Consider the following 24,022-nt stretch of genomic DNA (forward strand, 5'->3'; position numbering starts at 1 on the left):
CTTCATCCGGGCCTTCGCAGCTGAGTGGACCAGGCCGTTGCGCGACGGTGACGGGGTTGACCGCGAAGAGGTGCGTGATGCGGAACAGGCGCTGGGATTCGAGCTTCCGGCGGCGTTGCGTGAGGCGTACCTGTTGTTCGGTCGGCGCGATGACCTGACAAGAAACCAGGACCGGCTGTTGCCACCACGCGTCCTTGAGGTCGACGAGCGCGGCGAGGTGCTGGTTTTTCGCGACGAGAACCAAGGCGTGGCGTCGTGGGGAATACCACTGCCCGACATCGCTGACCTGGATCCGCCAGTGGTCGTGGAGCACGGGGAGGGCTGGCGGCCGTTCCTGGACAGTGTCTCGTTGGCCTGCGTGGAGATGGTGCTCACCGAGGTGCTGTTCGGTTCGGAGTACCTGGAGAACGCCGCCGAGCTACCGGCCGAGCTGATCAGCGTGGTCGAGGCGAACTACCAGCGGGTCAACTTTCCCGAGTACCCGATGTGGTCTGAACCGGCGGAGCCAGTTCGCTGGTTCTCCGCCCCGGGCCAGTTGCTGCGCCTGGACGGGGCAGGCGAGTGGGCGTGGCTGTTCGTCCGGGGCCGGACGGCAGACGATCTGCGGCGGATCTACCGTCTCGTCCCTGGAGATTGGACTCTGGGAAATGCGCTGCTCTAGTACTCCAACGATTGCTAGGGACGACGCCTGGACACCCGATGAGCGTAGAAATCATCTAGCCTTGCCGCGTGCCTGAGCCGTGGTGTGTCGTTGCGGAGGCCGATGTGCTGTCGTATGCGGGAGCGCGAGCGCAGGTGCTGTCGGGTGGCGATGTCAGCTTCGTGGTCGGGCCGTCGGCGACGCTGGTCATCGTCCAGGCCGGGGACCGGCCCGACGGCAGCGCGGTGCAGAACTTTGACGATCTGGCGCTGCATGGGCCCTTCCCCGCAGGTGTGGAAGCCCGGTTGGCCGGGTCCGAGCTTCCGCGCCTCGGATTCGTCCGCCTCCCAGAGGGATTCATGTCGTTGGGCGAGTTGCGGCATGCGGTCAGCCGTCACGAACCGGGTGACATAGCTGAGGACAGCCCGTTTCCGTATCGTCTGCCAGGCAAACTGTCGTTCTGCCAGCTGCACATCACAGACCGTCTGCCGTTCCACGTTCTCGACCGCGTACGGCCCACATCGCAGCACCCGCTTCCCGGCCTCAACTGGCTCGGGTTCCTGCCCTACGACGGTGTCGCCGCGTTGGGTGAGTTCGTGGCCGATTGGTACGCCGACGTCCCACGAGGCGACGATGCGCTTGGCGACGTGGACCGGGTACTTCCCGAACCGTTGCTCGCCTTCTACCGGGCGGCTGCCGGCCGCGAAGAGGTGTACGGGTTACACAACCAGCTCTACACTGCCGACGAGCTCGAGGACGAGGACGACGGGCTGGTGCAGTTCGGGGCGGAGAGCCAGGGCGTCTTCGCGATGTTGCTGGACCCGACCGAGGCTGACCCGACAGTTCAGTACAGCGGACTGCACGCGAAGCACGAGCGGGAGCCCTTAAGTGCGTTCCTGTTGCAGTTCCTCCTCTGCGAGGCGTCATACTCCAGTCCCTTTGGTGGCTTCGCGACTGTTGCAGCCGAACAGGCGCGGCGGTTGGTTGAACCGCTGCATCAGGTACCTCTGCAACCCATGCGATGGCCCGGAGACCCTACCCAGCATTACGTAGCTCCCGGGCTCGTCGTCACGACCGCGACCTGCCCCGATGGATCAGTAGAGGTATACGCAGGAAGCCGATACCGGTCGGCGCTGCGACTGCTGCGCGCGCCGGACTTCATCTGGGAACGGTTCGACGGCTAATCGCGCGCCGCACGCTGCGTGGAACATGGACGTTCAGCCCTCGACGGGCCCCGCTACCAGCGCAGACATGTTGGAGAACCTTGCCAGCGTGCGGAACTCATTACGGGCGCATGTGAGGATGCCTACATGGACCAGGCGCTGAGTCGGCAGGCGGCCTCGGATGCGATCAGCGACCAGGGATGGCGGTATTTGCTGGGCGCGTTGCGCACGTCGGTCCCCGTCGGCTCATTGGTCCAGGCAACGGAGGTGGCGGCGCGCGTAGTGGCGGCGTGCGGTAGCGACGCCGATGGGCACCTACGCGCTGACATCCGGCCAGACCGGGTCGTCTTGACCCTGCAGTCGTTGGATCAGGCGGCGCTCACGGCTTGCGATATCGACCTTGCGCATCGGCTTTCCGCCGCCATGCGGAACGTCGGGCTACGGACGGAGCCTGAAATTGGTACGGGAGCGCCGCGGTCGGTCCAGCTCGTGGAGATCGCTATCGACGCGTTCGACATCGCAGCGGTCCGGCCGTTCTGGAAGGCCGTGCTGGGCTACACGGACGAGGCGGGAGCCGACGGTCCCGAGGATCCGATCGTCGACCCGGTCGGGCAGGGTCCGGCGATGTGGTTTCAGCAGATGGATCAGCCACGCCCGGACCGGAATCGCATCCACTTCGACATCTGCGTCCCGCACGACGAGGCACCACGGCGGATCGACGCCGCGCTGACGGCCGGTGGCCGACTGGTATCCGCGTCCCGTGCCCCCGCCTTCTGGGTTCTCGCCGACATCGAGGGTAACGAGGCTTGTGTGACGACCTGGCAGGGCCGAGACGACTCGTAGACCGGGCTGACCGGCCAGTCAGAGGTCGCGGCCGTTGGCGACCGTGCTCACCCCGGTCATCGACATCCAGCGTCACGCCCTCGCGGCGGCCTGGAACGACGACCGCGCCGTCTTGTCGCGCACACTGACAGCGGACAGCCGCTCAGGCCGGGTGGTCGCGGAGGAACGACCGCGCCGCTGCCTTCATGGCCGCGACCGCTTCTTCCGTCTCCTTGTACATTGCGCCCCATCCGGCGAACAACTCCAGGAAACGATCGCCGACCGGTCGCAGCTCCGGCCGGTCGGAGTAACAGGCATGCCAGTAGATCTGGTGCGCCAGATCCTCGGGGTCACCCTTTCCGGCGAGTATGTTCGCCGCCGCCTGGCGCATGAGGTGTAGTCGGGCGGCGCTCTTGTCCGGGACGGGGCAGCCCAGCTCATCCATCGCCAGCCGGAACAGGTCGACGGCTTCCCGCGACTGGCCCTTCGAAAGGCCGGCGAGCTCACGCAAGCTCGGAGAGTCGACGTCTCGGGTCAGAGCATGAGCGGCCGCCATCGGCAGGTCATCGCCGATCGGCTCGTCCATCGCCATTCGGATGCCAAGGTCGCGCAGTTGCTCCATCCCAGAGAGGCTAGGGCCAAGGGGTCGCCGGGCCACACGGGCACCGGCAAGATGGTGGCGTGAAGACCGAGCCCGTCACTGCAGGCCGGGCGGCGTTGGTGGACGACCTGGAGGGCTTGCCCGGCAGCTCCGACGGCTGTTGCCTCGCCCTGACGTTGGCATCTCCCGTCGTTCTTCGTGCCGGTGACGTCTGGTGGGTCGAGGACGAGGTGCTGTACGTCCAGCGCGGAGACGCCCCAGCGGTGGCGCATCGGGGTGCCGTCGAATGGCGTCGGCGGTGGTAGCGCGGGGGCCTGGACCGTGCCTGGTTCCCGCTACGGTGTCGCCATGTCTCGATTCAGCATGATGGCTCGCGTGGACGTGCCTCATGAGGTGGCCGACGCCGAAACGTGGATCGCGCGCTATCGCGAGTCGTTGACCTCAATCGCGGAGACCGGCTGCGGCTGCTGTGTACGTGCGTGGCAGATGGAAGGGCCGCGAGAGTTGGTCGACACGATCCCGCTGGTGCTCAGTGCCTCGTCGGAGTGGGACCGGGACTGATCATCCGCAAGACCGCAGCCTGACCTGGCGCCCCCGCGCCGGGCGACTGGTGCGATAGTCCGTCGGCGTCTCCGCCGATATTCGCCTCACGTCGATCGAGCCCGGACGCACGGACGGCTGCCGGCACACTGTCGCAGCAGCTGACCGCTCCTCACTCCACGAACGTGCCATCCGGATTCATGATCTCGTCGCGCACCAGCGGTACGAACGCCGACCAGGTCCCGTGATCCACGGCGACGGACATACGGATACGCCCGTCGCCGTCATCAAGGGCGTAGCTGACCATGCAGTACCGCGTGCCGTCCGCCCCGACGACGGTACGTACCTCCTTGTCGTCGAGCATCGCCCGCCAGTCGCCGTAGTTGGCGCGTTGCCATTCAGCCAGGCGCGCCTCGGCAAGCTCTGCCGCGAACTCGTTCTTCAGCCCCACCCACTCAGCCTTCCAGCCGCCGTGTGGCCGGGTTCCAGAGCACCTGCATGCCAGCATCAGTCCTGACGGGTCCCGTTACCTCGATCATCCGGCCTCCCCACACATCCCGGCCATCGCCGGGCCGTGCGGCGTCGCATGGCCGCGCCAGCTACTCGGTGGCGCGTACACCAGCGACGTTGACCCCAGCCGCGGTCACGCCGTCGCCTTGTAGCAGCGCCATGCCGAGCGCGGTCGTGGTGTGGATGACCATGCCACCACGTCGAACGCTGGTGATGACGTTGTTCTGGCGCAGTACCGCCAGGTGTTTGCTCGCCGCCGGCACGGAGATGCCGGCGATCCGGGCGATCTCGGAGGTGTTGCGGCCCGCCGCGAGTTCGAGGATGCGGCTGCGGGTGGCGCCGATCAGCGCGGCCAGGGGTGAGTGACTGGCGTCCGTGAGGACCCGGATGGCGGGGTCGATCGGGTAGACCAGCACCGGCGGCAGGTCGAAGTCGGCGAGCACCATCAGCTGCCGGGCTTCCTTGAAGTACGACGGAATCAGGGTCAGCCCGCGTCCGTCGAGGTGCAGGTCGCTGTCGCGGGCCACGCCCCACTGCGCGACGTGCAGGGTGCCGTCGGCGTATCTGGCCTGGGGGTGCAGGGTGTCAAGCACCTGCGCCCATCCTCCGGCGACCAGGTGCCGCAGGCGGCGTTGCAGGTCGGTCTGGACTGCGGCGGACACCTGTGCCCACATCGGTGCCAGCACCACGTCGCGGTAGGCCCGCAGGGCCGAGCCGAGGGCGGCCAGCGCCGCCGGTTGGCCTCGGGCGAGGCTGTCGACGCCGGCGCGGATGTCCCTGTTGGACGCCCCGAGCAGGCCGATCTCGTGTCGTAGCCGGGCGCGGGGGGTGGACAGGATGGCCTCGACGCCAGAATCGAACCCCTGGTCCGGGGGTGTGAGGAAGTCGGGGAAGTAGCCGCGGGGCGGGCTGAGAGCGATGATCAGGTTCGTCTTCGCTCTCAGCCCGGCGGAGGGATGTAGCTGTTGCCGCGCGGACCGCTTCCACGAGTCGAGAAGGGGATGGGAGTCGCGCAGACGCAGCTGGTGGATGCTAAGTGCGGTCTCCCAGAACCAGTCGACGCCGGGCGCGAAATGGATACGCGCCAAATCTTCGCGGGAGAAGTGGATGCGCAGCACACGGCGATGATCGGGTGGCCGCGGTCCGCTCGCAAGGCCCGGATGGTGGCGGTGACGCCGTCAGCCGTGCCGACACACCCCGCGACGACTGACCGGCGGTCAGAGGACCGCGCGGCAGCCTTCCCCGGATGGCAGTGGCCAGAAGAGCGCATCCCGGGTGAGGGGGCCGTAGATGCCGTCCGTCGTCGTCTCCCGGATCGCCTGCGCCACGATGAGCAGATCCTTGGTCTTCTGCCCGAAGTCGCCGTCTACGACAATCGGGGCGAAGTTCTGCGGCCGGTTGCACCTGTTGATCGCATCCTGGAGCACGCTGACACCGGTGTTGTTGTAGTTGCCCAGGCGCAGGTTGCAGCTGGTCGAGCCGGTGGACGACACGGCGGGAATCCACACCAGCTCGTTGTACGGGGCCGTCGCCACCTTCCGTTTGCCGTAGCAGGTGGGGTAGGCGGCTGCGGCCGGGCCCGCCGACGTGAGCATCGCCCCGGCCAGAACCGTGCCAGCGACTACCACGCTGGCGAGGCGCCGCGCAAACGCAGAGACCATCCGTTTTCTCCTTGTGGTCAAGGCCGATCAGGTCGTCGACCGAACGCGCACGACGCTACTGACGGGTCCCGGACCGACCAACGGTGTTAACTCCTGCGGAACAGGCGCTGATCAGGCCACATCGCAGATACGCGGCCGTGCGGCAGGGCGCCTCGCTTAGGGTCCAGAAATGGGCCACCTGTTGTCTGACCAGATCAAGATCTCTGGTTATGAGTACGACGTGGAGACGGGCGTGTCGAGAATGCTCGTGCCTCCGCACAGCCGGGCCGACGGCTAGCGGCCCGCCACGCGCCAAGGCGGGCCGCTATGGATGTCGAGAACGGACGAGTGGCTCCGTCCTCGGGGAGGATGCGGTCATCGTGACCGCACCAGAGCAGGGAGATCCAGCATGGCGATCCAGCGGATGGACAACGTCCTCATCGTTGTCGAGGACCTCGACGCGGTCATCGCGTTCTTCGTCGAACTCGGCATGGAGGTGGAGGGGCGAGGTCCGGTCGAGGGGCGGTGGGTGGAGCGTGTCATCGGGATCGACGACGTCCGGCAGGAGGTGGCGATGCTGCGGACCCCGGACGGTCACGGCAAGGTCGAGCTGGCGATGTTCCACCGACCGACGGCGATCAGCGCGGAACCGAAGGATGCACCGGCGAACACGCGGGGCATTCGGCGCATCATGTTCGCCGTCGACGACATCGAGGACGTCGTTGCCCGGCTGCGCGGCCACGGCGCCGAGCTCGTCGGGGAATTGGCGCAGTTCGAGGACATTTACCGGCTCTGCTACGTCCGGGGCCCCGAGGGCATCGTCGTCGGCCTGGCCGAACAGCTCCGATGACGGCCACCGCAGGACCGTCCCGCCCGCACTACTTCAGGGATATAGGGGCCTCTCGGGCGACGGAGACCACTAGATCCCTGAAGTAGTGCGATCTTGGAGGGCGCGGGGCGCGGGGTGCAGAGCCCGGCAGCAGGTGACGGGGTCAGGCGACCAGGGTGCCGCCGTCCACGGTCACCACCGTGCCGGTGGCGTAGGTCGCCCGCAGGAGGTAGACGAACGCCTCGGCGACCTCCTCGGGCTCGCCCACCCGGCCGAGCGGCAGCGATTCGCTGAGCTGCGCGTACATCTGCTCCCGGGTCTCCTCGGGCAGGGAGTCCCAGAGCGGGGAGCGGATCACGCCTGCGGAGACGGCGTTGACCCGGATTGGGGCGAGTTCGACGGCGAGCGCGCGGACGAGCGCGTCGATCGCCCCGGTGATGCTGGCCGCGACCGACCAGCCGGCGCTGGGTCGGTGGTTGGCGGTGCCGGTGGTGAGGGTGATCGATCCACCGGGGCGTAGGTAGGGCAGTGCCGCGTTGACCGCCGACAGGGAGCCGAAGTAGCGCAGGTCGAAGGCGGCCCGGGCGGCGGCGAGGTCGAGGGCGTCGACGGACATCAGCGCGAGGGGTTCGCCGGCGGTGTAGACGAGGTGGTCGAACGAGCCGAGACCGTGGAACAGCCGGGACACGGCGTCGGGTTCGGTGAGGTCGGCGACGTACCCCTGGGTGGTGGTCGGCAGGATCGTGAGGGCGCGGTCCACGCTGCGCTGGTTGCTGGAGGCGACCACGACCTGGGCGCCGTCGCGGGCGGCGCGGGTGGCGGTGGCGAGGCCGATTCCCGAGGTTCCGCCGAGTACGACGACGCGCTGGTCGATGAGGGTCATGATCGTGTCCTTCCGGATGGTGTGGTGGAGACGGTTACCACCGTGCTCCGCCGGGAACGTCCGCGTCCAAGACCTCTTTCACCTCCTGTGATGCCCGTTGGGCATCACCCCAGTCATACCCGGCGGGTATCGTGGAACCGCCCGGAGCGGAAACCGGACGGGGGCAGGGTGGACGTCGATCTGCGCAAGCTCCGCTACTTCGTGGCGGTCGCGGAGGAGCTGCACTTCGGTCGGGCCGCCGCACGGCTGCGCATCGCCCAGCCGGTCCTGTCGCGCCAGATCCGGGCCTTCGAGCACGAACTCCGCGCCGAACTCTTCGTCCGGGACCGCCGCTCCACCGTGCTGACCGAGGCCGGTCGCCAGCTGCTGACCGACGCCCGTCCGCTGCTCGCCTCGGCCGAGGCCCTGCGGCGGCGGGTGCAACGGGCCGTGCACGGCAGGCCGACCTTCACCATCGCGTTCATGCCCGGCGTTCTCGTCACCGCCGAAGCCCGTGCCATCGGCCAGCGGCACCCCGACCTTGCCGTCAACGTCGTCCGTACGTCCTGGGACGACCAGGCCGAGATCGTCCGCGAGGGGCGCGCGGACGTCAGTTACGTGCGGCTGCCGGTCGACCAGCGCGGCCTGCGCCTGCGCCCACTGTTCACCGAGCCCCGCGTCGTCGTCCTGCCCACGGATCACCGCCTGTCCGGCAAGGAGTCGGTCGATCTCACCGAGTTGGTCGAGGAACGGCTGCTGCAGGACCCGGACGCGGTGCCGGAGTGGCGGGACCTGCCGAACCGCCCGACGGACCCCGACTCCGGCCCCCGGCCCGAGCTGAATTCCGTCGAGGAGAAGCTGGAGCATGTCGCCGCGTCCGCCGGGATGGTGATCCTGCCGCTGTCGACGGCGACGTTCTACACGAGACCGGATGTCGTCCACGTGTCCGTCGCCGACCTCGGACACAACCAGGTGTGCCTGGCCTGGGCCGAGGACAACCAGTCACCCCTGGTACACGAGTTCGTGGAGATCGCCGCCCGGCAGGCCAGGCAATCACATGATCGACGTCAAGGGGGGTCAGGCGGCTCCGACCGGGAAGGTCTCGCGTAGGGCCGGCTCCAGCGGCCGGCCGCTCGTCGGTTCGATGAACAGGTCGGCGAGCAGGAGGTCGGCGAGGTAGCTGGGGTTCACCCCGGACTCCTTGCGGCCGAGGGCCTGCGCCGCGCCGCCGAGTCGCAGCGCGGCCCGCGCCGCCCCGGCCGGTAGGCGGCGGACCCGGCGGGGTCGGCCCACCGCGTCGGCGATGCGCGCGATCATGTCGTGCCAGCTGAGGTTCTCGTCGGCGACCGGGACGTCCGCGCCGCTGGCCTGCTCCAGGGCGTCGACCGCGACCTCGGCCACGCTGCGGGCGGACGCTGCGGCGCTTCCGCCGGTCGGGGCGACCAGAGGGGTACGCGAGCGGGCCCACCGGTCCAGCGGACCGGCCCAGTTGGGCAGCCGGTCGCCGGCGCGACCGAAGACGAAGGGTAGTTCGAGTACGGCGACCGGCAGGCTGTCACCGGCGGCGGCCCGCCCCTCCCGGGCCTGCTCCAGGCGGCACCGGATGTACGTGTGCCGTTCGGCGAGGCGCCACTGCGGGTGGAGCCGGTCGAAGTAGGTGTAGTAGGAGCCCATCACGACACCTCGGGTGAGCCCTTCGAGGCGGGCGGCGGTGAACAGGCGTACCACCGGGTCGACGTTGTCGCGGCGGAACTCGGGATAGATCGGCTTGGGCAGCGGCCGTTGCTCCTCGGTGCGGGTGGCGTACACGACGCCGTCGTTGCCGGCGAGCAACGGCCGCAGTTGCTCGATCGAGGCGGACCCGACGTCGAGCAGGTGGTCGATGCCCGGCTGGGCGGTACGCGCCACAGTGGTGGCGGCGTGGCCACGCTCCCGGAGCACGTCCACGACGTGAGCGCCGATCAGGCCACTGCCACCCACCACAAGAATTCGCACGGTGCATCGTCCACTCTGGAACCGGCTCCTTGTCAAGCGGACGCGGCGCGGTTCGACCAGAATGGCACCCGGAGGTGATCGAGCGTGGTCGACCAGGAGAGCGTGCCCAAGCTGTGTTCGGTGGTCCTCGACTGCACCGATGCGAGGGCGCTGGCGGAGTTCTACCGACAGCTGCTGGGCTTCGTCTACCGGCCTGGTGACGAACCGCCAACGGCCGGCGAGGCCGACGAACGCGGCGGTGACTGGCTGGTGCTGCGGTCGCCCGCCGGTGGCCCTCAGATCGCGTTTCAGCAGGTGGAGCATCTGCCGGAGGCGACGTGGCCGACGAATACGGTGCCCCAGCAGCTCCACCTGGACCTGACCGTGGAGTCCGTCGACGAGTTGCTGGTCCAGCACGAGCGGGTGCTGCGCCTCGGCGGCCGGCTGCTGTACGACCGCATCGACGACCCCGACGAGCCGCTGCGCGTGTACGCCGACCTGGCCGGGCATCCCTTCTGCGTCTTCGTCGGCTGAGCGGGTTTGCGCCACCTCACCAGAGCGCAGGTTGACAACGGGCGAGGATGGCGTCCGCGACCCCGACATTCGCATAGGTTGGAGGTGCGGGACACCATCGCTGTGAAACGGGGTTGAGGATGCCGGAGCCGCGCGCCTTCTGGCTGGACGAGCAGTTCGACCGCGAGCACGGCACCGACGGGCGCGGCCGGTACGAGGCCGAGGTGCTCCGGCGGATCGACGAGTTCGCCGACACCTGGGGTGACTTCGCGCCCGTGGCGTTCGCGGTGACCGCCTGGCGGCTGGCCACCGAGCTGTCGCCCGGCTTCGTCCGCTGGCACCGGCGGGTCATCTCGGCGACCTGCGCGCGCAGCCCGTGGGACGGCAGCCTGGTCTGCGCGGTGACAGTGGCCTCCCGCTGGCCGGCCGAGCTGACCTGGACCAAGCAGTGGCAGCGCGACCGTGGTTGGCAGGACTGGCCCCAGCTGTTCGGCCAGTTCACCACGCCCACCGAGGAGGACCAGACCCGCCGCCCGCATCTGCGCGCGTTGCTTCAGGTGGAGGCGCCGGTCCCGCTCGACGACCTGCCGCCGACGCCCGACGGTCCGGACGACGAGGTCGCCGCGGCGGCGCGCCGGGCCGTGGCGGTGCTGGCCCGGGAGCTCAACGACCTCCTCGCGCCGATGATCGGGCAGCTCGACGCCGGGGTGCCGGCGGACTCCTGAGACCCCCGCCGGCCGGTAGGGTCGTCGGCGTGGATCTGGACGACATCGCCGCCCGGCTCGGGGTGCCCGTCGAGGAGGTCGACCGGGTGCACCGGCTCGCCGGTGACGGGCCGTCAGCACCGTTGCCGGCCAAGGCCGACGCGCCCGCGCTCCTCGACCGGCTCGCCGTGCCGCCGGACGACGCCGCCGAGATCATGGCGGGCTGGCCCGACCCCGACTCTCCGCTGTGGACTCCCGAGCTGCGCTGGCTGCTCGACCGCTCGATCGCCGTGGTCCGCGCCGACCTCGCGGGCTACGACTGGCTGTCGCCCGGCCCGGAGCTGCCCCGAGACCGGGGGCCCGCCTGGCGGCACCTCTACGTGTACGCGTACCTGGCCCTGGTCGACGTGGTGCGCGGGTACCACAGCGACCACGGGGTCCCCGATGCCGTGACCTGGGTGACCCTGGCTGACCTGGGCCGCAACCTCGCCATCGACCGACGGATGCGCGGCGAGGGCTGGCCGATCATGCAGAGCTGGCTGACGCTGCACTCGCGCGGCAGCGTCTACGAGCTGGGTCGGCTCCAGCACCAGCGTGGCGACGGCGCCATCGGCCTGCACGTCCCCGATTCGGGGCCGTTGACCCCGGAGGCGGTCGAGGCGTCCCTGGACGAGGCCCGCGCGTTCTTTCCCCGGCACTTTCCCGACGAGCGCTACACCGCGTTCTCCTGCGCCTCGTGGCTGCTCGACCCGCAGCTGCGGGAGTACCTCCCCGAGGACTCCAACATCGTGCGGTTCCAGCGCCGGTTCGAGCTGGAGCCCTACGATGAGTCGGCGGGGCCGGACGCCGACATCGAGGTGCTGCGTTTCGGGTTCCGCACCCTGACCACGCCGCTCGACGAGTTGCCGCGCCGCACCGCGCTCCAGCGCGCGATCGTCGACCATCTGCGGGCCGGCGGCCACTGGCACTGGCGCCACGGCCGCTTCCCGATCTAGGCGTCCGCGTCCCACCACGCGTCGTTGACGGCCGTCCGGGCCGCCGGTTCGATGACTTCCCACCCCTCTGCGATGAGCCCGTCGGCGATCCGCAGGACGTCGACCACCACGATCTCCGGCCCCACGTCGGGGAGTCGGCGTCGCGAGTGCACCACGACGTGGTCACCGTCGGCCAGGAGGTGCAGGACGTCGACCCGCATGCCGGCGGTCGGGCCCAGTGCGGCGCGGACCGCGGCGAGCCACTGCGTCCTGGTCGAGGTCGTCGAATCCGACCGGTGGTGGATGAAGTCCTCGCTCAGGAACGAGGCGAGCGTGTCGACGTCGCCGGTGTCGACCAGCCCTGCCAACGCACGTCCGACGATGCTCTTGTTCTCGGTGGTCATGGCCGCAAGTATTTGCGCGGCCCGGGCGCCTGTCGATGACATCGCACTTCATGGTGTTCCGAGCGACGATGAGTAGGCTCATGATCGTGTATGCGGTCGGGGAACTCCTGCGGCAGTGGCGCAAGCGCCGAGGGCTCAGCCAACTCGACCTGGCGATTGCCGCGGATGTCTCGGCGCGGCACGTCAGCCTGGTCGAGACCGGCAAGTCCACGCCGAGCGCCGGCATGATCCTCCGGCTCGCCGACCAGCTCCACGTGCCGCTGCGTGATCGCAACCAGCTGTTGCTCGCCGCCGGCTTCGCGCCCCGGTACCCGCAGCGTCCGCTCGAGGACGCCGCCCTGTCCGGTGCCCTCGACGCGGTCCGCCGGGTGCTTCAGGCGCACGAGCCGTATCCGGCGCTGGTCTTCGACCGCCGGTGGAACATCGTGCTGACCAACCGCGCGGTCGACCCGTTCTTCGCGTACGCGGCGCCCGAGCTGTTGCGACCGCCGGTGAACCTGGTCCGGTTGGGCCTGGACCCGCGAGGACTGGCCCCCCTGGTCGTCAACCTGGGCGACGTGCGGGCGGTGTTCCGCAGCCGGATCTCACGCCAGCTCGCCGCCGCTCCCGACGCGGAACTCGCGGCGCTCTACGAGGAACTGCTGAGCCCGCTGCCCGAGGAGCCGACGGGCCAACGGGTCGACGCCGACGTGGTGCTCCCGATGATCCTGCGGGTCGGTGGATGCGAGCTGCGGCTGTTCTCGACCATCACCACGTTCGGCACTCCGATGGACATCACCATCGAGGAGATCGCTGTGGAGTCCTACTACCCGGCGGACCCGCAGAGCGCCGCCTACTTCACGCGGTAGGGCCCGGCCTGGTCACCGTCCAGGCCGGGCCCACCACTCGTTCGTCAGCCTGTGGTCAGGACGAACCTCTCCCAGGATCCGACCGACGTCCGGTTCGCGATCAGTGACCCGGCCCCGGCGTTCTCGGCAGCGACGATCTGGTTGTTGATCGTGGCGCGCAGGCTGACCGTCCCGTCGGAGTTGTTGATGAGCTGGAAGGTCTCCCACGCACCCACAGACGTGCGGTTGGCGATCAACGGCTCCGCGCCCGCGTTCTCGGCGGAGACGTAGAGCCCGTTGGCGCGCGACCGCAGGGCGATGGCACCGTTGCCAGCGTCCACCCGGTCGAACTGCTCGGTCGTCGAGACGCTGGCCTTGTTGGCGATCAACGCGGTGCTGCCGACCGCCGACACGTACTGGTTGTTGACCTGCGCCCGCAAGGTGGTCGCCGGCGCGCTGCTACCGGTGCCGGTGGTGAAGGTGAACGCGTCGACATCGAACAGGTAGCCGGACCCACCCTTGAACACCAGGTACAGCGTCGTCGACGCGGTGGGCGGGTTGCTGATCGTGGCGGACGCCTCGACGAAGGTCTCCCAGTTGCCGGTCACCGGAACCGTGACGGTGCCCAGCAGGGTGCCGGTGGCCGACCCGGCCCGGACCTCGATGGTGCCACCGGCGCCGGCCGACGACGCCCTTACGGTGACGCGGTTGGCGTTGGCCAGGTTGTACGGCTGGTAGGAGATCCAGTCGTTGTTCTCGATGAACCCGGCCGTGCGGCCACCCTCGGCGTTGGTGTGGTCGGTGGCCTGGACACCGGACTGGGCGCCGAAGTGCTCACCCTGGCGGTGCTTGGGTTGCAGCGTCTTGATGCTGTGCGTGGTGAGCCCGCCGTTGTCGGTGTACGCGGCGTCGAAGACCCCGTAGATGTTGGCCGCCGAGTCGTGCTCACCGTCGGTCGGCAAGGTGATGGAGCCGCTGCACCCGGTCTTCGAGGTGATCTGGTGGGCGTGGCTGTCGTGGCCCAGCGCGTAGGTCAGGCTCACCTTGGAGCAGTCGATGGTGCCGTCCTGCGGGTCGCTCACCGAGATCTGGTACGGCACCGTGTCACCGAAGGTGAACAGTTGCCCGTCGGCGGGCGTGGTGAGCGACACCGTCGGCGCGGTGTTGCCCACGGTGACGATCAGGCTCGCCGTTCCGGACAGGCCGGTCGGGTCGGTGACCTTCAACGTGGGTGAGTACGTGCCGTTGGTGGTGTACGTCTTGGTGGGGTTGGCCGCCGTCGACGTGGTGCCGTCACCGAAGGTCCACAGGTAGCTGAGCGCGCCGCCCTCGGGGTCGGAGCTGCCGGCCGACGAGAAGTTGACAGTCAGCGGATTGGCCCCCGACGTGGGGTTCGCCGAGGCGACCGCGATCGGGCTGCGGTTGCCACCACCGATGTACTCGATCCGGAAGAGCGCCTGGTTGTTCGAGCCGGTGCCGTAGTCCAGCACGTACAGGGCGCCGTCCGGGCCGAAGGCCATGTCCATGACCTGGGTGCCGGTCCACGGGAAGTTGGAGATCTCCCCACGCGAGCCGTCGGAGTTGACCGCGATGGCCTTGATCCAGCGGCGGCCGTACTCGCCGGCGAAGAACTGACCGTTCAGCGAGGCCGGGAACTTGATGCTGGAGTTGAGCGAGGCGTCGTACCGGTAGACCGGCCCACCCATCGGCGACTCCGAGCCGCTGCCGAACTCCGACGGAGAACCGGAGTCGCCCGCGTACTTGATCCAGGCCTGCTTCGCCGCGGGCAACGTGCCGAGCCCGGTGTTGCGGAACGAGTTGTTGGTCGGCCCGCCCGTGCAGTTGTACTTGGACTGCGACGGCCCGGACGGGAAGGTGTATTCATTGTATGTTTCCGTGCTGGTGTTGCTGCCGGTGCAGTACGGCCAGCCGTAGTTGCCGGGCGACGCGATGCGGTTGAACTCGACCTGACCCTGAGGGCCCCGGCTGGAGTTCGTGCTGCCTGCGTCGGGGCCGTAGTCACCGAGGTAGACCACGCCGGTCGCCTTGTCGACGCTCATCCGGAACGGGTTGCGCAGGCCCATGGCGTAGATCTCCGGGCGGGTGCCCGACGTGCCGGGGGCGAACAGGTTGCCCGACGGGATCGTGTACGTGCCGTCGGCCTGCGGCTTGATCCGCAGCACCTTGCCCCGCAGGTCGTTGGTGTTGCCCGCCGAGCGCTGGGCGTCGAACTGCGGGTTGCGGTTGGTCCGTTCGTCAAGTGGCGCGTAGCCGGACGACTCGAACGGGTTGGTGTCGTCGCCGGTGGTCAGGTACAGGTTGCCGGCGGCGTCGAAGTCCAGGTCACCGCCGACGTGGCAGCACTGCCCGCGGTCGTTGGCGACCTGGAGCACGATCTTCTCGCTGCCCAGGTTGAGCGTGTCGTCGCTGTTGAGGGTGAACCGGGACAGCCGCAGGTGCCCCTTCCACCGGTCCCAGTCAGACTGCGAGCCGGTGGTCGGGGCGTCCCCGGACGGGGTGCTCAGCGTGGGGGAGTAGTACAGGTAGATCCACCGGTTGGTGGCGAAGTTGGGGTCGACGGCGACGCCCTGCAACCCCTCCTCGTCGTGCGTGTAGACCGACAGGGTGCCGGAGACCTTGGTGTTGCCGGCCACGTCGGTCACCCGCAGGACGCCGTTGCGGGCGGTGTGCAGTACCGAACGGTTGGGCAGGACGGCCAGGGACATGGCCTCACCCAGCTCACCCGACCCGGTGGCGAGCTTGACCTGCTGATAGTCGGAGGCGGGGATCACCGCCGCCTGGGCGGTGGACGGTGCAGCCACAGCGAGGGCCGCGCTCGCGACGGTGAGGACCGCCGCGAAGAGCGCCCGGGGCCAGCGCCGGGGGTACGAGAGCATGATCGTCCTTTCTCGACGACCGGGGGACGGGCGCGCGGGGGCGCACCACGACCAGGTGGGGTGGTGGAGAACGAGCGGGGAACCAGGTCAGTTGGTGGTGACCAGGTCGAACTTCTCCCACTGACCGATGGAGGTCCGGTTGGCGATCAGCGGGGACGCGCCCGCGTTGTCGGCGGCGACGTAGCGGTTGTTCACAGTGGCCCGCAGGCTCACCGTGCCGTCGGAGTTACGGACCAGCTGGAACGTCTCCCAGGCGCCGGCGGTGGCCCGGTTGGCGATCAGCGCGGCGGCCCCGGCGTTCTCGGCCGCGACGAACTGCCCGTTGCCCTTGGCGCGCAGCGCCACGTTGCCGTTGGCGAGGTTGACCAGGTCGAACCGCTCGGTGGTGCCGACGGAGGTCTTGTTGGCGATCAGCGAGGTGGTGGCGTTGGGCGCGCTCACGTACTGGTTGTTGGCGCGGGCCCGCAGGGTGGAACCGCTGGCGGTGGGCGGCGGGGTCGTCGTGCGCGGCGAGCAGTCGGCCGTCACGGAGCCCGCGGCGACCTGGAGGCCACCGAGCAGCATGCGGGTGAAGTTCGGGTCGGTGTACGACGCCTCGGTGTGTCCGAGGCCCGTGTACCAGGCACGCCCGCCGCCGTACGCCTTGCACCAGGTGATCGGGTGGTCGCCGCCCATGTTGCCGCCGCTGTAGGACGACTCGTCGAGGCTGGCCAGGACCCGTGCGCTGGAGCGCGGGTTGGTGCGGTAGTTGTACCACTCGTCGGAGCGGACCCAGGTGGTGCCGAGGTGGGCGGTCGACGGGTTGGTCTGGTCCTCGATCTTCACGGTGGCGTTCTGGATCGCCGGGTGCGAGTCGAACCACGCACCGACCAGCGAGCCGTACCACGGCCAGCTGTACTCGGTGTCGGCCGCGGCGTGCACGCCGACGTAGCCACCACCGGCGGCGATGTACGACTCGAACGCCGTCTGCTGGCTGGCGTTGAGGACGTCGCCGGTCGTCGACATGAAGACCACCGCCTGGTACTGGGCCAGGTTGGAGGTGGTGAACTGGGCGGCGTCCTCGGTCGAGGTCACTGTGAAGCCGTTGGCCGAGCCGAGCTGCTGGATCGCGGCGATGCCGTTGGGGATGGAGGAGTGCCGGAAACCGGCGGTCTTGCTGAACACCAGGACCTTGGTCAGTGGTGCCGCCGAGGCGGGGGTCGGCAGGGCGACCAGGCTGGCCAGCATGACGGCCAGGCCGGTGACGAGTGCCAACAGGCGGGGACGGGAACGCATGGTCTTGCTCCTCTGCTGAGCGTCGACCTCAGGCTGTGCAGGCGGGCAGGCCGAAGGCCGTGATGGCGGTGGTGCGGAAGCCGGGCCGCCGATGCTCGGCTGAGGTGGTGCGGGGTGGTGGGGGTGCGGGGGTGGGGGTGAAACCAGCCGACGACGATCCAAACGCCCCACAATGGACGGTCAGAATTCATCGACTGGCATCGTTGACGCAGTAAACCTCCGATGTCTACGCCCCGTCAAGCCCACGTGCTCGGTCCCGAGTGCGGCCGCGAACGGTCGGGGTCGGCGCCGAGATGATACGTATGACGTATGCTCGATGGCATGGCCGCCGACGACTATCGAGAACGGCCCGCGGGGCAGCTCGTGGCGCTGCCGGTCCGCGTGCGCCCTGACCTGACCACCACGGCGGTCGGCCTCGGCTGCCGCCCTACGCGGGTCCGGTGCCCCGGGTGGCCATGAGGATGAGGTCGGCGATCGTCTCGGGGTGGGTGACCATGGCGAGATGCGATGATTCGACCTCGATGGTCGTCGCATTCATCCGATCGGCCAGGAACCGCTCCAGCTCCGGCGCGGTCGTGCGGTCCTGCATGGAGATCGAGTAGTAGCACTGTCGGTCCCGCCAGGCGGCCGTCGTCGTACGGCCCTGGAAGAGGTCCTTGGCGATCGGGCCCTGCACCGCGTACAGGGCGCGGGCACGGGTCTCCTCGATTCCCCCGGCGAAGTCGGCGAGGAAAGCGCTCTCGCTGAGCTGTGCGTACCCGTCGTGGTGCACGAGGCCGGCGTTCGCCGGCGGCGTGGGGTATTTCGCCGCGAGCGCGTTGTAGTCCTCGCCGGCGTCCGGAGCGCGGGCCGCGACGTACACCAGGGCGGTGACCCTCGGGTGGTTGCCGGCCTCGCTGATGATCGTGCCGGCCCAGGAGTGGCCCACCAGCACCGTCGGGCCGTCCTGCCGGTCGAGGGCGCGGTTGGTGGCCGCGACGTCGTCGGCCAGGGAGGTCAGCGGGTTCTGGACCGCGGTGACCGTCAGCCCGGCCCGCTGCAGGAGCGGGATGACGTCGGACCAGGAGGAGCCGTCGGCGTAGGCGCCATGGACCAGGACGACGTTGCGCGCGGGCGTGGCCGGAGACGTGTCACTCATCTGGAACCCCCACGCGCTCGCCGGTCGACGACAACTCTCGCCCGCCACTTTTCCCCACGCCGGTCGGCCCGGTGTGCCAAACGCCCAGGCTTCAGCCGCTCAGCGCACCGGGTCCGGTGCGAGGGCGCGCCAGTCCAGGTGGTCCCGGTAGCGGTGACGCAGGACGATCCAGCTGACCGAGAACGGGATGACCCCCATGGCCACCACACCGAGGACGTCCCCGCCGACCACGTCGAACACCGCCCCCACGTCGCCGAACAGCTGAGCGACCGTCTGGAAGGCGACGTGCAGGCCGATGCCGGCCCAGATGTCGCCGGTCGCGGCGCGGAAGGCGCCCAGCAGCAGCGCGAAGACGAGGAAGAGCGCCAGTCGATCGACGGACCTGGCCGCCCCGATGAGGAACCCGAACACTGTGAACAGCACGGCCTGCCCGATCACCGCCTGCCAGGCGGGCAGCCGGGTGGCGAGGTGGTGTTGCAGGTACCCACGGAACACCAGCTCCTCCGGCAGCGCCTCCTTCAGGAAGACCAGCACGACCAGCAGCACCGCCACGCGCAGCACGTCTCCGACGGACGTCCGGACGCTGATCTCGACCCAGCCGAGACCGAGGCAGAGCGCGAATCCCGCCGCGGCGGGGACGAGCCAGCAGGCCATGCCGAACAGCAGACGCCGCCAGCCGGCGCGTAGCGACAGCAGCCCCAGGCCGGCCCAGGGGCGTCGGTCCAGGACGCGACGGGCGACGACCACCAGCGGTACGACGACAGCTGTGGTGAGGACCGCCCCGACCGCATGGGTGGGCCGGTCGTAGTCACTGTCGAGCAGGGCGCCGAGGAACAGCCACACCAGCACGGCGCCGGTGGCCACGACGAGGACACGCCAGGGCAGGGCGAGACGAGGTCCGGCGCTCACCACGCGCAGCGTAGCCAGCGGCGTCAACGGCCGACCGTCAGCGGCCGAGGACGAGGTAGGCGAGGCCGAGGACACCTCGGTAACCGCCGACGTACTGGCGCAACCGGTCGTCGAGTTCCGCGCGGACGTCGGCCGCCCGGGGATCCTCCGGGTACGCCAGCAGCCACTCCTGCCGGCCGGCGAGCCAGGTCGACTCGAAGTCGTCCCATTCCCGCTGGTCGGCGGTGCTCAGGTGCAGCAACCGCCAGCCGCGCTCGCGGGCGGCCTCGATCAGGCCGGGAAGGGTCGGGACCTCTGGGCCGAAGACCTCGGCGATCTCCTCCGTGGGGGACCGTTCCCAGTAGGCGTCGCCGAACAGCAGCCGTCCACCGGGGCGGACCACGTCGGCGAGGGCGTCGAGGGCGGCCGTGGTGCCGCCGAAGGCGTGCGCCGAGCCGATGCAGAGCACCCGGTCGGCCGGCTCCTGCCAGGCCGCCGCTTCCCCCATCACGAAGGCGACGTGCCGGTTCAGCGACCGACCCGCGGCCAGTCGCCGCCCCCGGGCGAGCGCGGCCTCGTCGGTGTCGACGCCGACTCCCCGCGTGGCGACCGGGCCGGACACACCGCCGGCGGTGACCGCCCGCAGCAGCAGCTCACCCCAGCCGCAGCCGAGGTCGAGCACGCGCGCGCCGGGACGGACGTCGAGTCGTTGCAGCAGCAACGCGGCGTGCTCCTGCGACAGCGGCGTGTTCCAGCGCATCCGGGCGTAGCGGCTGGCGGCGAGGTGGTCGGTTGACTGCATGCGTTGAGGGTGTCAAAGCGTGATCGTCGGCGTGCGCCGGGCCCGACACCCCGGCGTACGGCAGGATCGGTCAGATGGGCGCGGAGCAGGCGGGGCCGTTTCGGCGGCCGACCCCGCAGGAGGTGGCGGCGGCCGCCGGTCGGGGCCTGGCGGACGTGATCGGCCCCGGCCTGCGGGTGCTGTTCTGTGGCTTCAACCCCGGCCTCTACTCGGCCGCCGTGGGCCTGCCCTTCGCCCGCAAGGGCAGCCGGTTCTGGCCGGCCCTGCACGGCGGCGGTTTCACCGACCGGGAGCTGCGCCCGTGGGAGCACGACGAGCTGCTGCGCCACGGTCTGGGCATCACCAGCCTGAGCAACCGGGCCACCGCCCGCGCCGACGAGCTGACGTCGGAGGAACTGGTGGCCGGCGTGGCCGGGTTGGCGGTGAGGGCCGAGCGTTACCGGCCGCGGTGGGTGGCGATCCTCGGGGTGACCGCGTACCGGATCGCCTTCGTCCGACCGAAGGCCGGGCTGGGGCCGCAGCCGGACCGGCTGGGCCCGGCCCGGGTCTGGGCGCTGCCGAACCCCAGTGGCCTGAACGCGCACTTCCCCCTGCCGGCGTTGACCGCCGAGTTCGCCAAGCTGCGGCGGGAACTCGACGCCTAGCCGGCCGAGGTGACCAGCCCCTGGTAGTAGGGCTGCATCGCCGGGTGGTACTCGTCGAACTCGGGGCGGGGTGAGCCGTCCCGGGAGGCGACCAGCAGGTCCAGGTAGTACTCCCAACCGGCGCCCACCTCGGCGATGCCCTCCACGCTGGTGAGGTGCTGCACGAACCGCAGCTCGGTGGTGCCGTCGGTCTCGGTCAGCGACAGCTCCAGCAGCCAGCTGCCGTAGTCGTCGACCATCGACACGGCGAGGCGTCGCGACGGTTCGCACGCGTCGATGCGCATCTCACACCAGGGCTGCTGCTCCTCGTACGCCATCTGGACCCGGATGGTCCGTCCGGGCCCGGCGTCGCCCTCCCACGGGCCGAACCAGCGGGCCGTACGCTCCGGCTCGGTCAGGCTGGCCCAGACGTCCGCCGCCGGAGCGCGGAAGGTCCGGGTGAGGACGAGATCATGGCCGGTGTCGGTGCGAAACAGGCGTCCGGCGGGTGTGCGGGTCATGCCGTGTGCTCCCTTCGGTGCTCCGCCGGGCCGCGGCTGCGGCGCTCTCGGCGGGTGCGATAGACCTCGGTCTCCAACGCGTCGAGGTGCCGGCCCCACCGGTCGACTGTGGTGAGCGCGGTGAGCCAGTCCAACAGCGGGGCGAGCGGGCCCGGGTCGAGCCGGTAGATCCGCTGCCGTCCCACCAACTCGTCACGGACCAGGCCGCTGCCGCGCAGCACCCGCAGGTGTCGGCTGATGGCGGGCCGGCTGATCGTGAACCGTCGGGCGATGTCGCCGGCGGAGAGCGGCTCGTCGCGCAACAGGGTCAGAATGTGCCGCCGCACCGGGTCCGCGATCGCGACGGCCACCTCATCCACCCCGGAAGCGTAACCTATGGGTTACGGGTTTGCCCGCTGTGGACCGTCGGCACCGCAGGTCGCTGCGTCGATGGTGGGCACATGATCACCTGGCCTGGCACTCTGTACGGCATGGCCGCCCTGCTTCGCTCCCGACTGACCGACTGGACCTTCGCCGTACCCGTGCTCGCCGTCCTGGTGTTGATCGTCACCTGGGGGCGGAACCTGCCCGGCCCGGTCATCGTGGTGGTCGCGTTGCTCCTGGGAGGTGCCGTGCTCGCGGCCGTGCACCACGCGGAGGTGGTCGCCCACCGGGTGGGGGAGCCGTACGGGTCGCTGGTGCTCGCCGTCGCGGTCACCGTGATCGAGGTCGCCCTCATCGTCACGCTGATGATCAGCGGGCCGGAGAAGACCCAGTCGCTCGCCCGCGACACCGTCTTCGCCGCCGTCATGATCACCTGTAACGGGATACTCGGCCTGTCCCTGCTGCTCGGGGCGCTGCGCCGTCGCGTCGCGGTGTTCAATCCGGAGGGCACCGGCGGGGCCCTGGCCACCGTGATCACCCTGGCCACCCTGAGTCTGGTCATTCCGACCTTCACCACGGCCCGTCCCGGCCCGGAGTTCAGCCCGGCCCAGCTCGCCTTCGCCGCCGTCGCCTCGCTGGCGCTCTACGGGCTGTTCGTGCTCGTGCAGACCGGCCGGCACCGCGACTACTTCCTGCCTGTCGACAGCCAGGGCCAGGTGATCGACGCCGAGGAGCACGCGAAGCCGCCGACCACCCGCGCGGCGCTGATGAGCCTGGGGCTGCTGCTGGTGGCGCTGGTCGCGGTGGTCGGCGACGCCAAGACCGTCTCCCCGACCATCGAGGCAGGCGTCGCCGCGGCGAACCTGCCACACGCGTTCGTCGGCGTGATCATCGCCCTGCTGGTGCTGCTGCCGGAGACCCTGGCCGCCGCCCGCGCCGCCCGCCGTGACCGCGTGCAGATCAGCCTGAACCTCGCGCTCGGTTCGGCGATGGCCAGCATCGGCCTGACCATCCCGGCCATCGCGATCGCCTCGATCTGGCTGGACGGCCCGCTGCTGCTCGGCCTCGGCGGCACCCAACTCGCCCTGCTCGCGCTCACCGCCGTGACCGCCGTGCTCACCGTGGTGCCCGGCCGGGCCAACGTGTTGCAGGGCGGCGTACACCTGGTGCTGATGGCCGCCTTCGTCTTCCTGGCCGCCAGCCCCTGACCGACGCCACCCGCGCGGCCCGCCGGCTCGGTCCGTGACCGCACGGCTCAGCCGGCGGGCGGCGGGTCGCCGGCGAGGCGATCCGCGCGGGCGTTCAGGTAGCGCTGCTGCGCCAGGTTCGTCGAGCGTGCCGCCGCCATCCGGTACGCCTCCCGCGCCGCGACCCGTTCACCCTCGAGCTCCCACAGGTGGGCGCGGGCGGCCGGCAGTCGCGGGTCGTCGGCGAGACGGGGGTCGTCGGCCAGGTCGGCGAGCAGCGCCAAGCCGGCCGGTGCGCCGCGGCTCATCGCCACCGCCACCGCGTGGTTGAGCGCCACCACCGGGTTGTCGGACATCCCGAGGAGCACCTCGTACAGGGCGGTGATCTGCGCCCAGTCGGTGTCCGCCGCGCTGGGCGCCTCGTCGTGCACGGCCGCGATGGCCGCCTGGAGCTGGTACGCCCCGACCACCCCACGCGGCAGCGCCCCGCTGATCAGCTCGACCCCCTCGGCGATCTGGTCGGCCCGCCACCGGCAACGGTCCTGCTCGGCCATCGGCACCAGCTCGCCGTGCGCGCCGATCCGGGCCGGCGCGCGGGCGTCGGTGAGCAGCATCAACGCGAGCAGCCCGGTTACCTCGGGATCCTCGGGCACCAGCCGGCGCACCAGGCGGGTCAGTCGGATCGCCTCGGCGGTCAGGTCGGCGCGCAGCAACCCGGGCCCGGCCGTGCGGGCGTACCCCTCCGTGAAGATCAGGTAGAGCACGTGCAGCACGGCGGCGAGCCGGTCGGCGCGCTCCGGGCCGGTGGGCGGCGCGAACCGCAGCCCACTGTCGCGGATGCGCTGCTTGCCCCGACTGATCCGCCGGGTCATCGTCGCCTCCGGCACCAGGAACGCGCGCGCCACCTCGGCGGTGCTCAACCCGCCCACCGCGCGCAGGGTGAGCGCGATCTGCGACGCCGCCGACAGCGCCGGATGGCAGCACAGGAACAGCAGGATGAGCGTGTCGTCGGCGTCCGCCGGCGGACGATCGGCGGCGGGGGCGCGCCACTGCTCCGGCAGCACCCACCGCGCCACAGTGTCCTCGCGTCGCATCCGGGCCTGCTCGCGACGCAGCAGGTCGGTCAGCCGCCGGGACGCCACGGTGATCAGCCAACCACGCGGATTCTCCGGTACGCCGTCGCGCGGCCAACCGTTCGCCGCGGCGATCAGCGCCTCCTGCACCGCGTCCTCGGCAGTGTCGAAGTGCCCGTAGCGGCGGACCAGCGCGCCGAGGACCTGCGGCGCCAGCTCGCGCAGCAGATCCTCGGCGGGGGTCTCCGGCAC

28 protein-coding genes are annotated in these 24,022 nt (G+C 70.2%); 13 read left to right on the forward strand and 15 right to left on the reverse strand.

The genetic code is table 11. The annotated features are described in order from the left end of the window. The first annotated feature begins 70 nt into the window (after nt 1–70). The 3 genes from IW249_RS24345 to IW249_RS24355 all read left to right on the forward strand — a co-directional run bounded on the left by IW249_RS24345 (nt 71) and on the right by IW249_RS24355 (nt 2,646). Nucleotides 71–661, forward strand: a complete 591-nt coding sequence (locus IW249_RS24345) for a hypothetical protein (RefSeq protein WP_196922879.1) — start codon at nt 71–73, stop codon at nt 659–661. A gap of 68 nt (nt 662–729) precedes the next feature. After that, nucleotides 730–1,824: a hypothetical protein gene (locus IW249_RS24350; protein ID WP_196922880.1), complete on the forward strand. Its 1,095-nt coding sequence runs from the start codon at nt 730–732 to the stop codon at nt 1,822–1,824. A gap of 126 nt (nt 1,825–1,950) precedes the next feature. Then, nucleotides 1,951–2,646 (forward strand): 4a-hydroxytetrahydrobiopterin dehydratase family protein, encoded by a 696-nt coding sequence (locus IW249_RS24355; RefSeq protein WP_196922881.1) that lies wholly within the window; start codon nt 1,951–1,953, stop codon nt 2,644–2,646. A gap of 142 nt (nt 2,647–2,788) precedes the next feature. On the opposite strand, the gene IW249_RS24360 is transcribed toward IW249_RS24355, so the two are convergent. Next, nucleotides 2,789–3,247 (reverse strand): hypothetical protein, encoded by a 459-nt coding sequence (locus IW249_RS24360; RefSeq protein ID WP_196922882.1) that lies wholly within the window; start codon nt 3,245–3,247, stop codon nt 2,789–2,791. Nucleotides 3,248–3,306: 59 nt separating this feature from the next. Here IW249_RS24360 and IW249_RS24365 point away from each other — a divergent pair, with 59 nt between their 5' ends. Together IW249_RS24365 and IW249_RS24370 are read left to right on the forward strand one after the other, a co-directional pair. Continuing rightward, nucleotides 3,307–3,531: a hypothetical protein gene (locus tag IW249_RS24365; protein WP_196922883.1), complete on the forward strand. Its 225-nt coding sequence runs from the start codon at nt 3,307–3,309 to the stop codon at nt 3,529–3,531. A gap of 43 nt (nt 3,532–3,574) precedes the next feature. After that, on the forward strand, nt 3,575–3,787 hold the full coding sequence (locus tag IW249_RS24370) for a hypothetical protein (protein ID WP_196922884.1): 213 nt from the start codon (nt 3,575–3,577) through the stop codon (nt 3,785–3,787). 151 nt (nt 3,788–3,938) lie between these two features. Here IW249_RS24370 and IW249_RS24375 read toward each other — a convergent pair whose 3' ends face one another. The 3 genes from IW249_RS24375 to IW249_RS24385 form a co-directional block, all read right to left on the reverse strand. Further along, nucleotides 3,939–4,274, reverse strand: a complete 336-nt coding sequence (locus IW249_RS24375) for a hypothetical protein (protein WP_196922885.1) — start codon at nt 4,272–4,274, stop codon at nt 3,939–3,941. Between the two features lie 91 nt (nt 4,275–4,365). Further along, on the reverse strand, nt 4,366–5,394 hold the full coding sequence (locus IW249_RS24380; RefSeq protein WP_196922886.1) for an ArsR/SmtB family transcription factor: 1,029 nt from the start codon (nt 5,392–5,394) through the stop codon (nt 4,366–4,368). Between the two features lie 99 nt (nt 5,395–5,493). Next, a complete protein-coding gene (locus tag IW249_RS24385) occupies nt 5,494–5,937 on the reverse strand; it encodes a peptidoglycan-binding domain-containing protein (protein WP_196922887.1) in 444 nt (147 codons plus the stop codon). A gap of 388 nt (nt 5,938–6,325) precedes the next feature. Here IW249_RS24385 and IW249_RS24390 point away from each other — a divergent pair, with 388 nt between their 5' ends. Further along, on the forward strand, nt 6,326–6,766 hold the full coding sequence (locus IW249_RS24390; protein ID WP_196922888.1) for a VOC family protein: 441 nt from the start codon (nt 6,326–6,328) through the stop codon (nt 6,764–6,766). Between the two features lie 142 nt (nt 6,767–6,908). Here the strand turns inward: IW249_RS24390 and IW249_RS24395 are convergent, their stop codons facing one another. Continuing rightward, nucleotides 6,909–7,628 carry an SDR family oxidoreductase gene (locus IW249_RS24395; protein WP_196922889.1) on the reverse strand — a complete coding sequence of 240 codons (720 nt, stop codon included), beginning with the start codon at nt 7,626–7,628 and terminating at the stop codon, nt 6,909–6,911. A gap of 168 nt (nt 7,629–7,796) precedes the next feature. Between IW249_RS24395 and IW249_RS24400 the strand changes: the two genes are divergently transcribed. Next, nucleotides 7,797–8,717, forward strand: a complete 921-nt coding sequence (locus IW249_RS24400) for a LysR family transcriptional regulator (protein WP_196922890.1) — start codon at nt 7,797–7,799, stop codon at nt 8,715–8,717. On the opposite strand, the gene IW249_RS24405 is transcribed toward IW249_RS24400, so the two are convergent. Beyond that, nucleotides 8,685–9,602, reverse strand: coding sequence for an NAD-dependent epimerase/dehydratase family protein (locus tag IW249_RS24405; protein ID WP_196922891.1), 918 nt, complete (start codon nt 9,600–9,602; stop codon nt 8,685–8,687). The two genes, IW249_RS24400 and IW249_RS24405, sit on opposite strands and share 33 nt — an antisense overlap. A gap of 84 nt (nt 9,603–9,686) precedes the next feature. Between IW249_RS24405 and IW249_RS24410 the strand changes: the two genes are divergently transcribed. The 3 genes from IW249_RS24410 (at nt 9,687) to IW249_RS24420 (ending at nt 11,793) form a co-directional block, all read left to right on the forward strand. After that, entirely contained in the window at nt 9,687–10,115 is a 429-nt protein-coding gene (locus IW249_RS24410) for a VOC family protein (protein ID WP_196922892.1), read from the forward strand. A gap of 119 nt (nt 10,116–10,234) precedes the next feature. Further along, nucleotides 10,235–10,819: a hypothetical protein gene (locus IW249_RS24415; RefSeq protein WP_231392642.1), complete on the forward strand. Its 585-nt coding sequence runs from the start codon at nt 10,235–10,237 to the stop codon at nt 10,817–10,819. A gap of 29 nt (nt 10,820–10,848) precedes the next feature. Continuing rightward, nucleotides 10,849–11,793: an acyltransferase domain-containing protein gene (locus IW249_RS24420; protein WP_196922894.1), complete on the forward strand. Its 945-nt coding sequence runs from the start codon at nt 10,849–10,851 to the stop codon at nt 11,791–11,793. Here the strand turns inward: IW249_RS24420 and IW249_RS24425 are convergent. Further along, nucleotides 11,790–12,176: a nuclear transport factor 2 family protein gene (locus tag IW249_RS24425; RefSeq protein WP_231392643.1), complete on the reverse strand. Its 387-nt coding sequence runs from the start codon at nt 12,174–12,176 to the stop codon at nt 11,790–11,792. The genes IW249_RS24420 and IW249_RS24425 overlap by 4 nt on opposite strands. Nucleotides 12,177–12,256: 80 nt before the next feature. On the opposite strand from IW249_RS24425, the gene IW249_RS24430 reads away from it, so the two are divergent. Continuing rightward, entirely contained in the window at nt 12,257–13,024 is a 768-nt protein-coding gene (locus IW249_RS24430) for a helix-turn-helix domain-containing protein (RefSeq protein WP_196922895.1), read from the forward strand. A gap of 44 nt (nt 13,025–13,068) precedes the next feature. Here IW249_RS24430 and IW249_RS24435 read toward each other — a convergent pair whose 3' ends face one another. From IW249_RS24435 to IW249_RS24455, 5 genes are all read right to left on the reverse strand, one after another. Further along, nucleotides 13,069–15,900, reverse strand: a complete 2,832-nt coding sequence (locus IW249_RS24435; protein ID WP_196922896.1) for a PQQ-dependent sugar dehydrogenase — start codon at nt 15,898–15,900, stop codon at nt 13,069–13,071. Between the two features lie 87 nt (nt 15,901–15,987). Further along, a complete protein-coding gene (locus tag IW249_RS24440; protein ID WP_196922897.1) occupies nt 15,988–17,175 on the reverse strand; it encodes a ThuA domain-containing protein in 1,188 nt (395 codons plus the stop codon). A gap of 427 nt (nt 17,176–17,602) precedes the next feature. Further along, a complete protein-coding gene (locus tag IW249_RS24445; RefSeq protein WP_196922898.1) occupies nt 17,603–18,313 on the reverse strand; it encodes an alpha/beta fold hydrolase in 711 nt (236 codons plus the stop codon). Nucleotides 18,314–18,412: 99 nt separating this feature from the next. Continuing rightward, the gene (locus tag IW249_RS24450) at nt 18,413–19,222 is read right to left on the reverse strand and encodes a CPBP family intramembrane glutamic endopeptidase (RefSeq protein ID WP_196922899.1); all 810 of its coding nucleotides are present in this window, start codon (nt 19,220–19,222) and stop codon (nt 18,413–18,415) included. A gap of 37 nt (nt 19,223–19,259) precedes the next feature. Further along, nucleotides 19,260–20,003: an SAM-dependent methyltransferase gene (locus tag IW249_RS24455; protein WP_196922900.1), complete on the reverse strand. Its 744-nt coding sequence runs from the start codon at nt 20,001–20,003 to the stop codon at nt 19,260–19,262. 74 nt (nt 20,004–20,077) lie between these two features. Here IW249_RS24455 and mug point away from each other — a divergent pair, with 74 nt between their 5' ends. Beyond that, complete coding sequence (mug, locus tag IW249_RS24460) at nt 20,078–20,647, forward strand: G/U mismatch-specific DNA glycosylase (protein WP_196922901.1); 570 nt, start codon at nt 20,078–20,080, stop codon at nt 20,645–20,647. Here the strand turns inward: mug and IW249_RS24465 are convergent. Both IW249_RS24465 and IW249_RS24470 read right to left on the reverse strand, forming a co-directional pair. Continuing rightward, nucleotides 20,644–21,147 carry an SRPBCC family protein gene (locus IW249_RS24465; protein WP_196922902.1) on the reverse strand — a complete coding sequence of 168 codons (504 nt, stop codon included), beginning with the start codon at nt 21,145–21,147 and terminating at the stop codon, nt 20,644–20,646. The two genes, mug and IW249_RS24465, sit on opposite strands and share 4 nt — an antisense overlap. Further along, nucleotides 21,144–21,506 carry a metalloregulator ArsR/SmtB family transcription factor gene (locus tag IW249_RS24470; RefSeq protein ID WP_196922903.1) on the reverse strand — a complete coding sequence of 121 codons (363 nt, stop codon included), beginning with the start codon at nt 21,504–21,506 and terminating at the stop codon, nt 21,144–21,146. The genes IW249_RS24465 and IW249_RS24470 overlap by 4 nt, the downstream gene beginning before the upstream one ends. Nucleotides 21,507–21,617: 111 nt before the next feature. On the opposite strand from IW249_RS24470, the gene IW249_RS24475 reads away from it, so the two are divergent. Beyond that, complete coding sequence (locus tag IW249_RS24475; protein WP_196924937.1) at nt 21,618–22,718, forward strand: calcium:cation antiporter; 1,101 nt, start codon at nt 21,618–21,620, stop codon at nt 22,716–22,718. Nucleotides 22,719–22,765: 47 nt separating this feature from the next. On the opposite strand, the gene IW249_RS24480 is transcribed toward IW249_RS24475, so the two are convergent. Further along, complete coding sequence (locus IW249_RS24480) at nt 22,766–24,022, reverse strand: RNA polymerase sigma factor (protein ID WP_196922904.1); 1,257 nt, start codon at nt 24,020–24,022, stop codon at nt 22,766–22,768.

The sequence above is a fragment of the Micromonospora vinacea genome, from assembly GCF_015751785.1.
Classification (GTDB): Bacteria; Actinomycetota; Actinomycetes; order Mycobacteriales; family Micromonosporaceae; genus Micromonospora; species Micromonospora vinacea.

Coding starts and splice junctions, on each gene's coding strand:
- IW249_RS24355 (WP_196922881.1), top strand. CDS start 1,951: ATGGACCAGGCGCTGAGTCGGCAGGCGGCCTCGGATGCGATCAGCGAC.
- IW249_RS24360 (WP_196922882.1), bottom strand. CDS start 3,247: ATGGAGCAACTGCGCGACCTTGGCATCCGAATGGCGATGGACGAGCCG.
- IW249_RS24370 (WP_196922884.1), top strand. CDS start 3,575: ATGTCTCGATTCAGCATGATGGCTCGCGTGGACGTGCCTCATGAGGTG.
- IW249_RS24375 (WP_196922885.1), bottom strand. CDS start 4,274: ATGCTGGCATGCAGGTGCTCTGGAACCCGGCCACACGGCGGCTGGAAG.
- IW249_RS24385 (WP_196922887.1), bottom strand. CDS start 5,937: ATGGTCTCTGCGTTTGCGCGGCGCCTCGCCAGCGTGGTAGTCGCTGGC.
- IW249_RS24390 (WP_196922888.1), top strand. CDS start 6,326: ATGGCGATCCAGCGGATGGACAACGTCCTCATCGTTGTCGAGGACCTC.
- IW249_RS24395 (WP_196922889.1), bottom strand. CDS start 7,628: ATGACCCTCATCGACCAGCGCGTCGTCGTACTCGGCGGAACCTCGGGA.
- IW249_RS24415 (WP_231392642.1), top strand. CDS start 10,235: ATGCCGGAGCCGCGCGCCTTCTGGCTGGACGAGCAGTTCGACCGCGAG.
- IW249_RS24425 (WP_231392643.1), bottom strand. CDS start 12,176: ATGACCACCGAGAACAAGAGCATCGTCGGACGTGCGTTGGCAGGGCTG.
- IW249_RS24430 (WP_196922895.1), top strand. CDS start 12,257: ATGATCGTGTATGCGGTCGGGGAACTCCTGCGGCAGTGGCGCAAGCGC.
- IW249_RS24435 (WP_196922896.1), bottom strand. CDS start 15,900: ATGCTCTCGTACCCCCGGCGCTGGCCCCGGGCGCTCTTCGCGGCGGTC.
- IW249_RS24440 (WP_196922897.1), bottom strand. CDS start 17,175: ATGCGTTCCCGTCCCCGCCTGTTGGCACTCGTCACCGGCCTGGCCGTC.
- IW249_RS24445 (WP_196922898.1), bottom strand. CDS start 18,313: ATGAGTGACACGTCTCCGGCCACGCCCGCGCGCAACGTCGTCCTGGTC.
- IW249_RS24455 (WP_196922900.1), bottom strand. CDS start 20,003: ATGCAGTCAACCGACCACCTCGCCGCCAGCCGCTACGCCCGGATGCGC.
- mug (WP_196922901.1), top strand. CDS start 20,078: ATGGGCGCGGAGCAGGCGGGGCCGTTTCGGCGGCCGACCCCGCAGGAG.
- IW249_RS24465 (WP_196922902.1), bottom strand. CDS start 21,147: ATGACCCGCACACCCGCCGGACGCCTGTTTCGCACCGACACCGGCCAT.
- IW249_RS24475 (WP_196924937.1), top strand. CDS start 21,618: ATGGCCGCCCTGCTTCGCTCCCGACTGACCGACTGGACCTTCGCCGTA.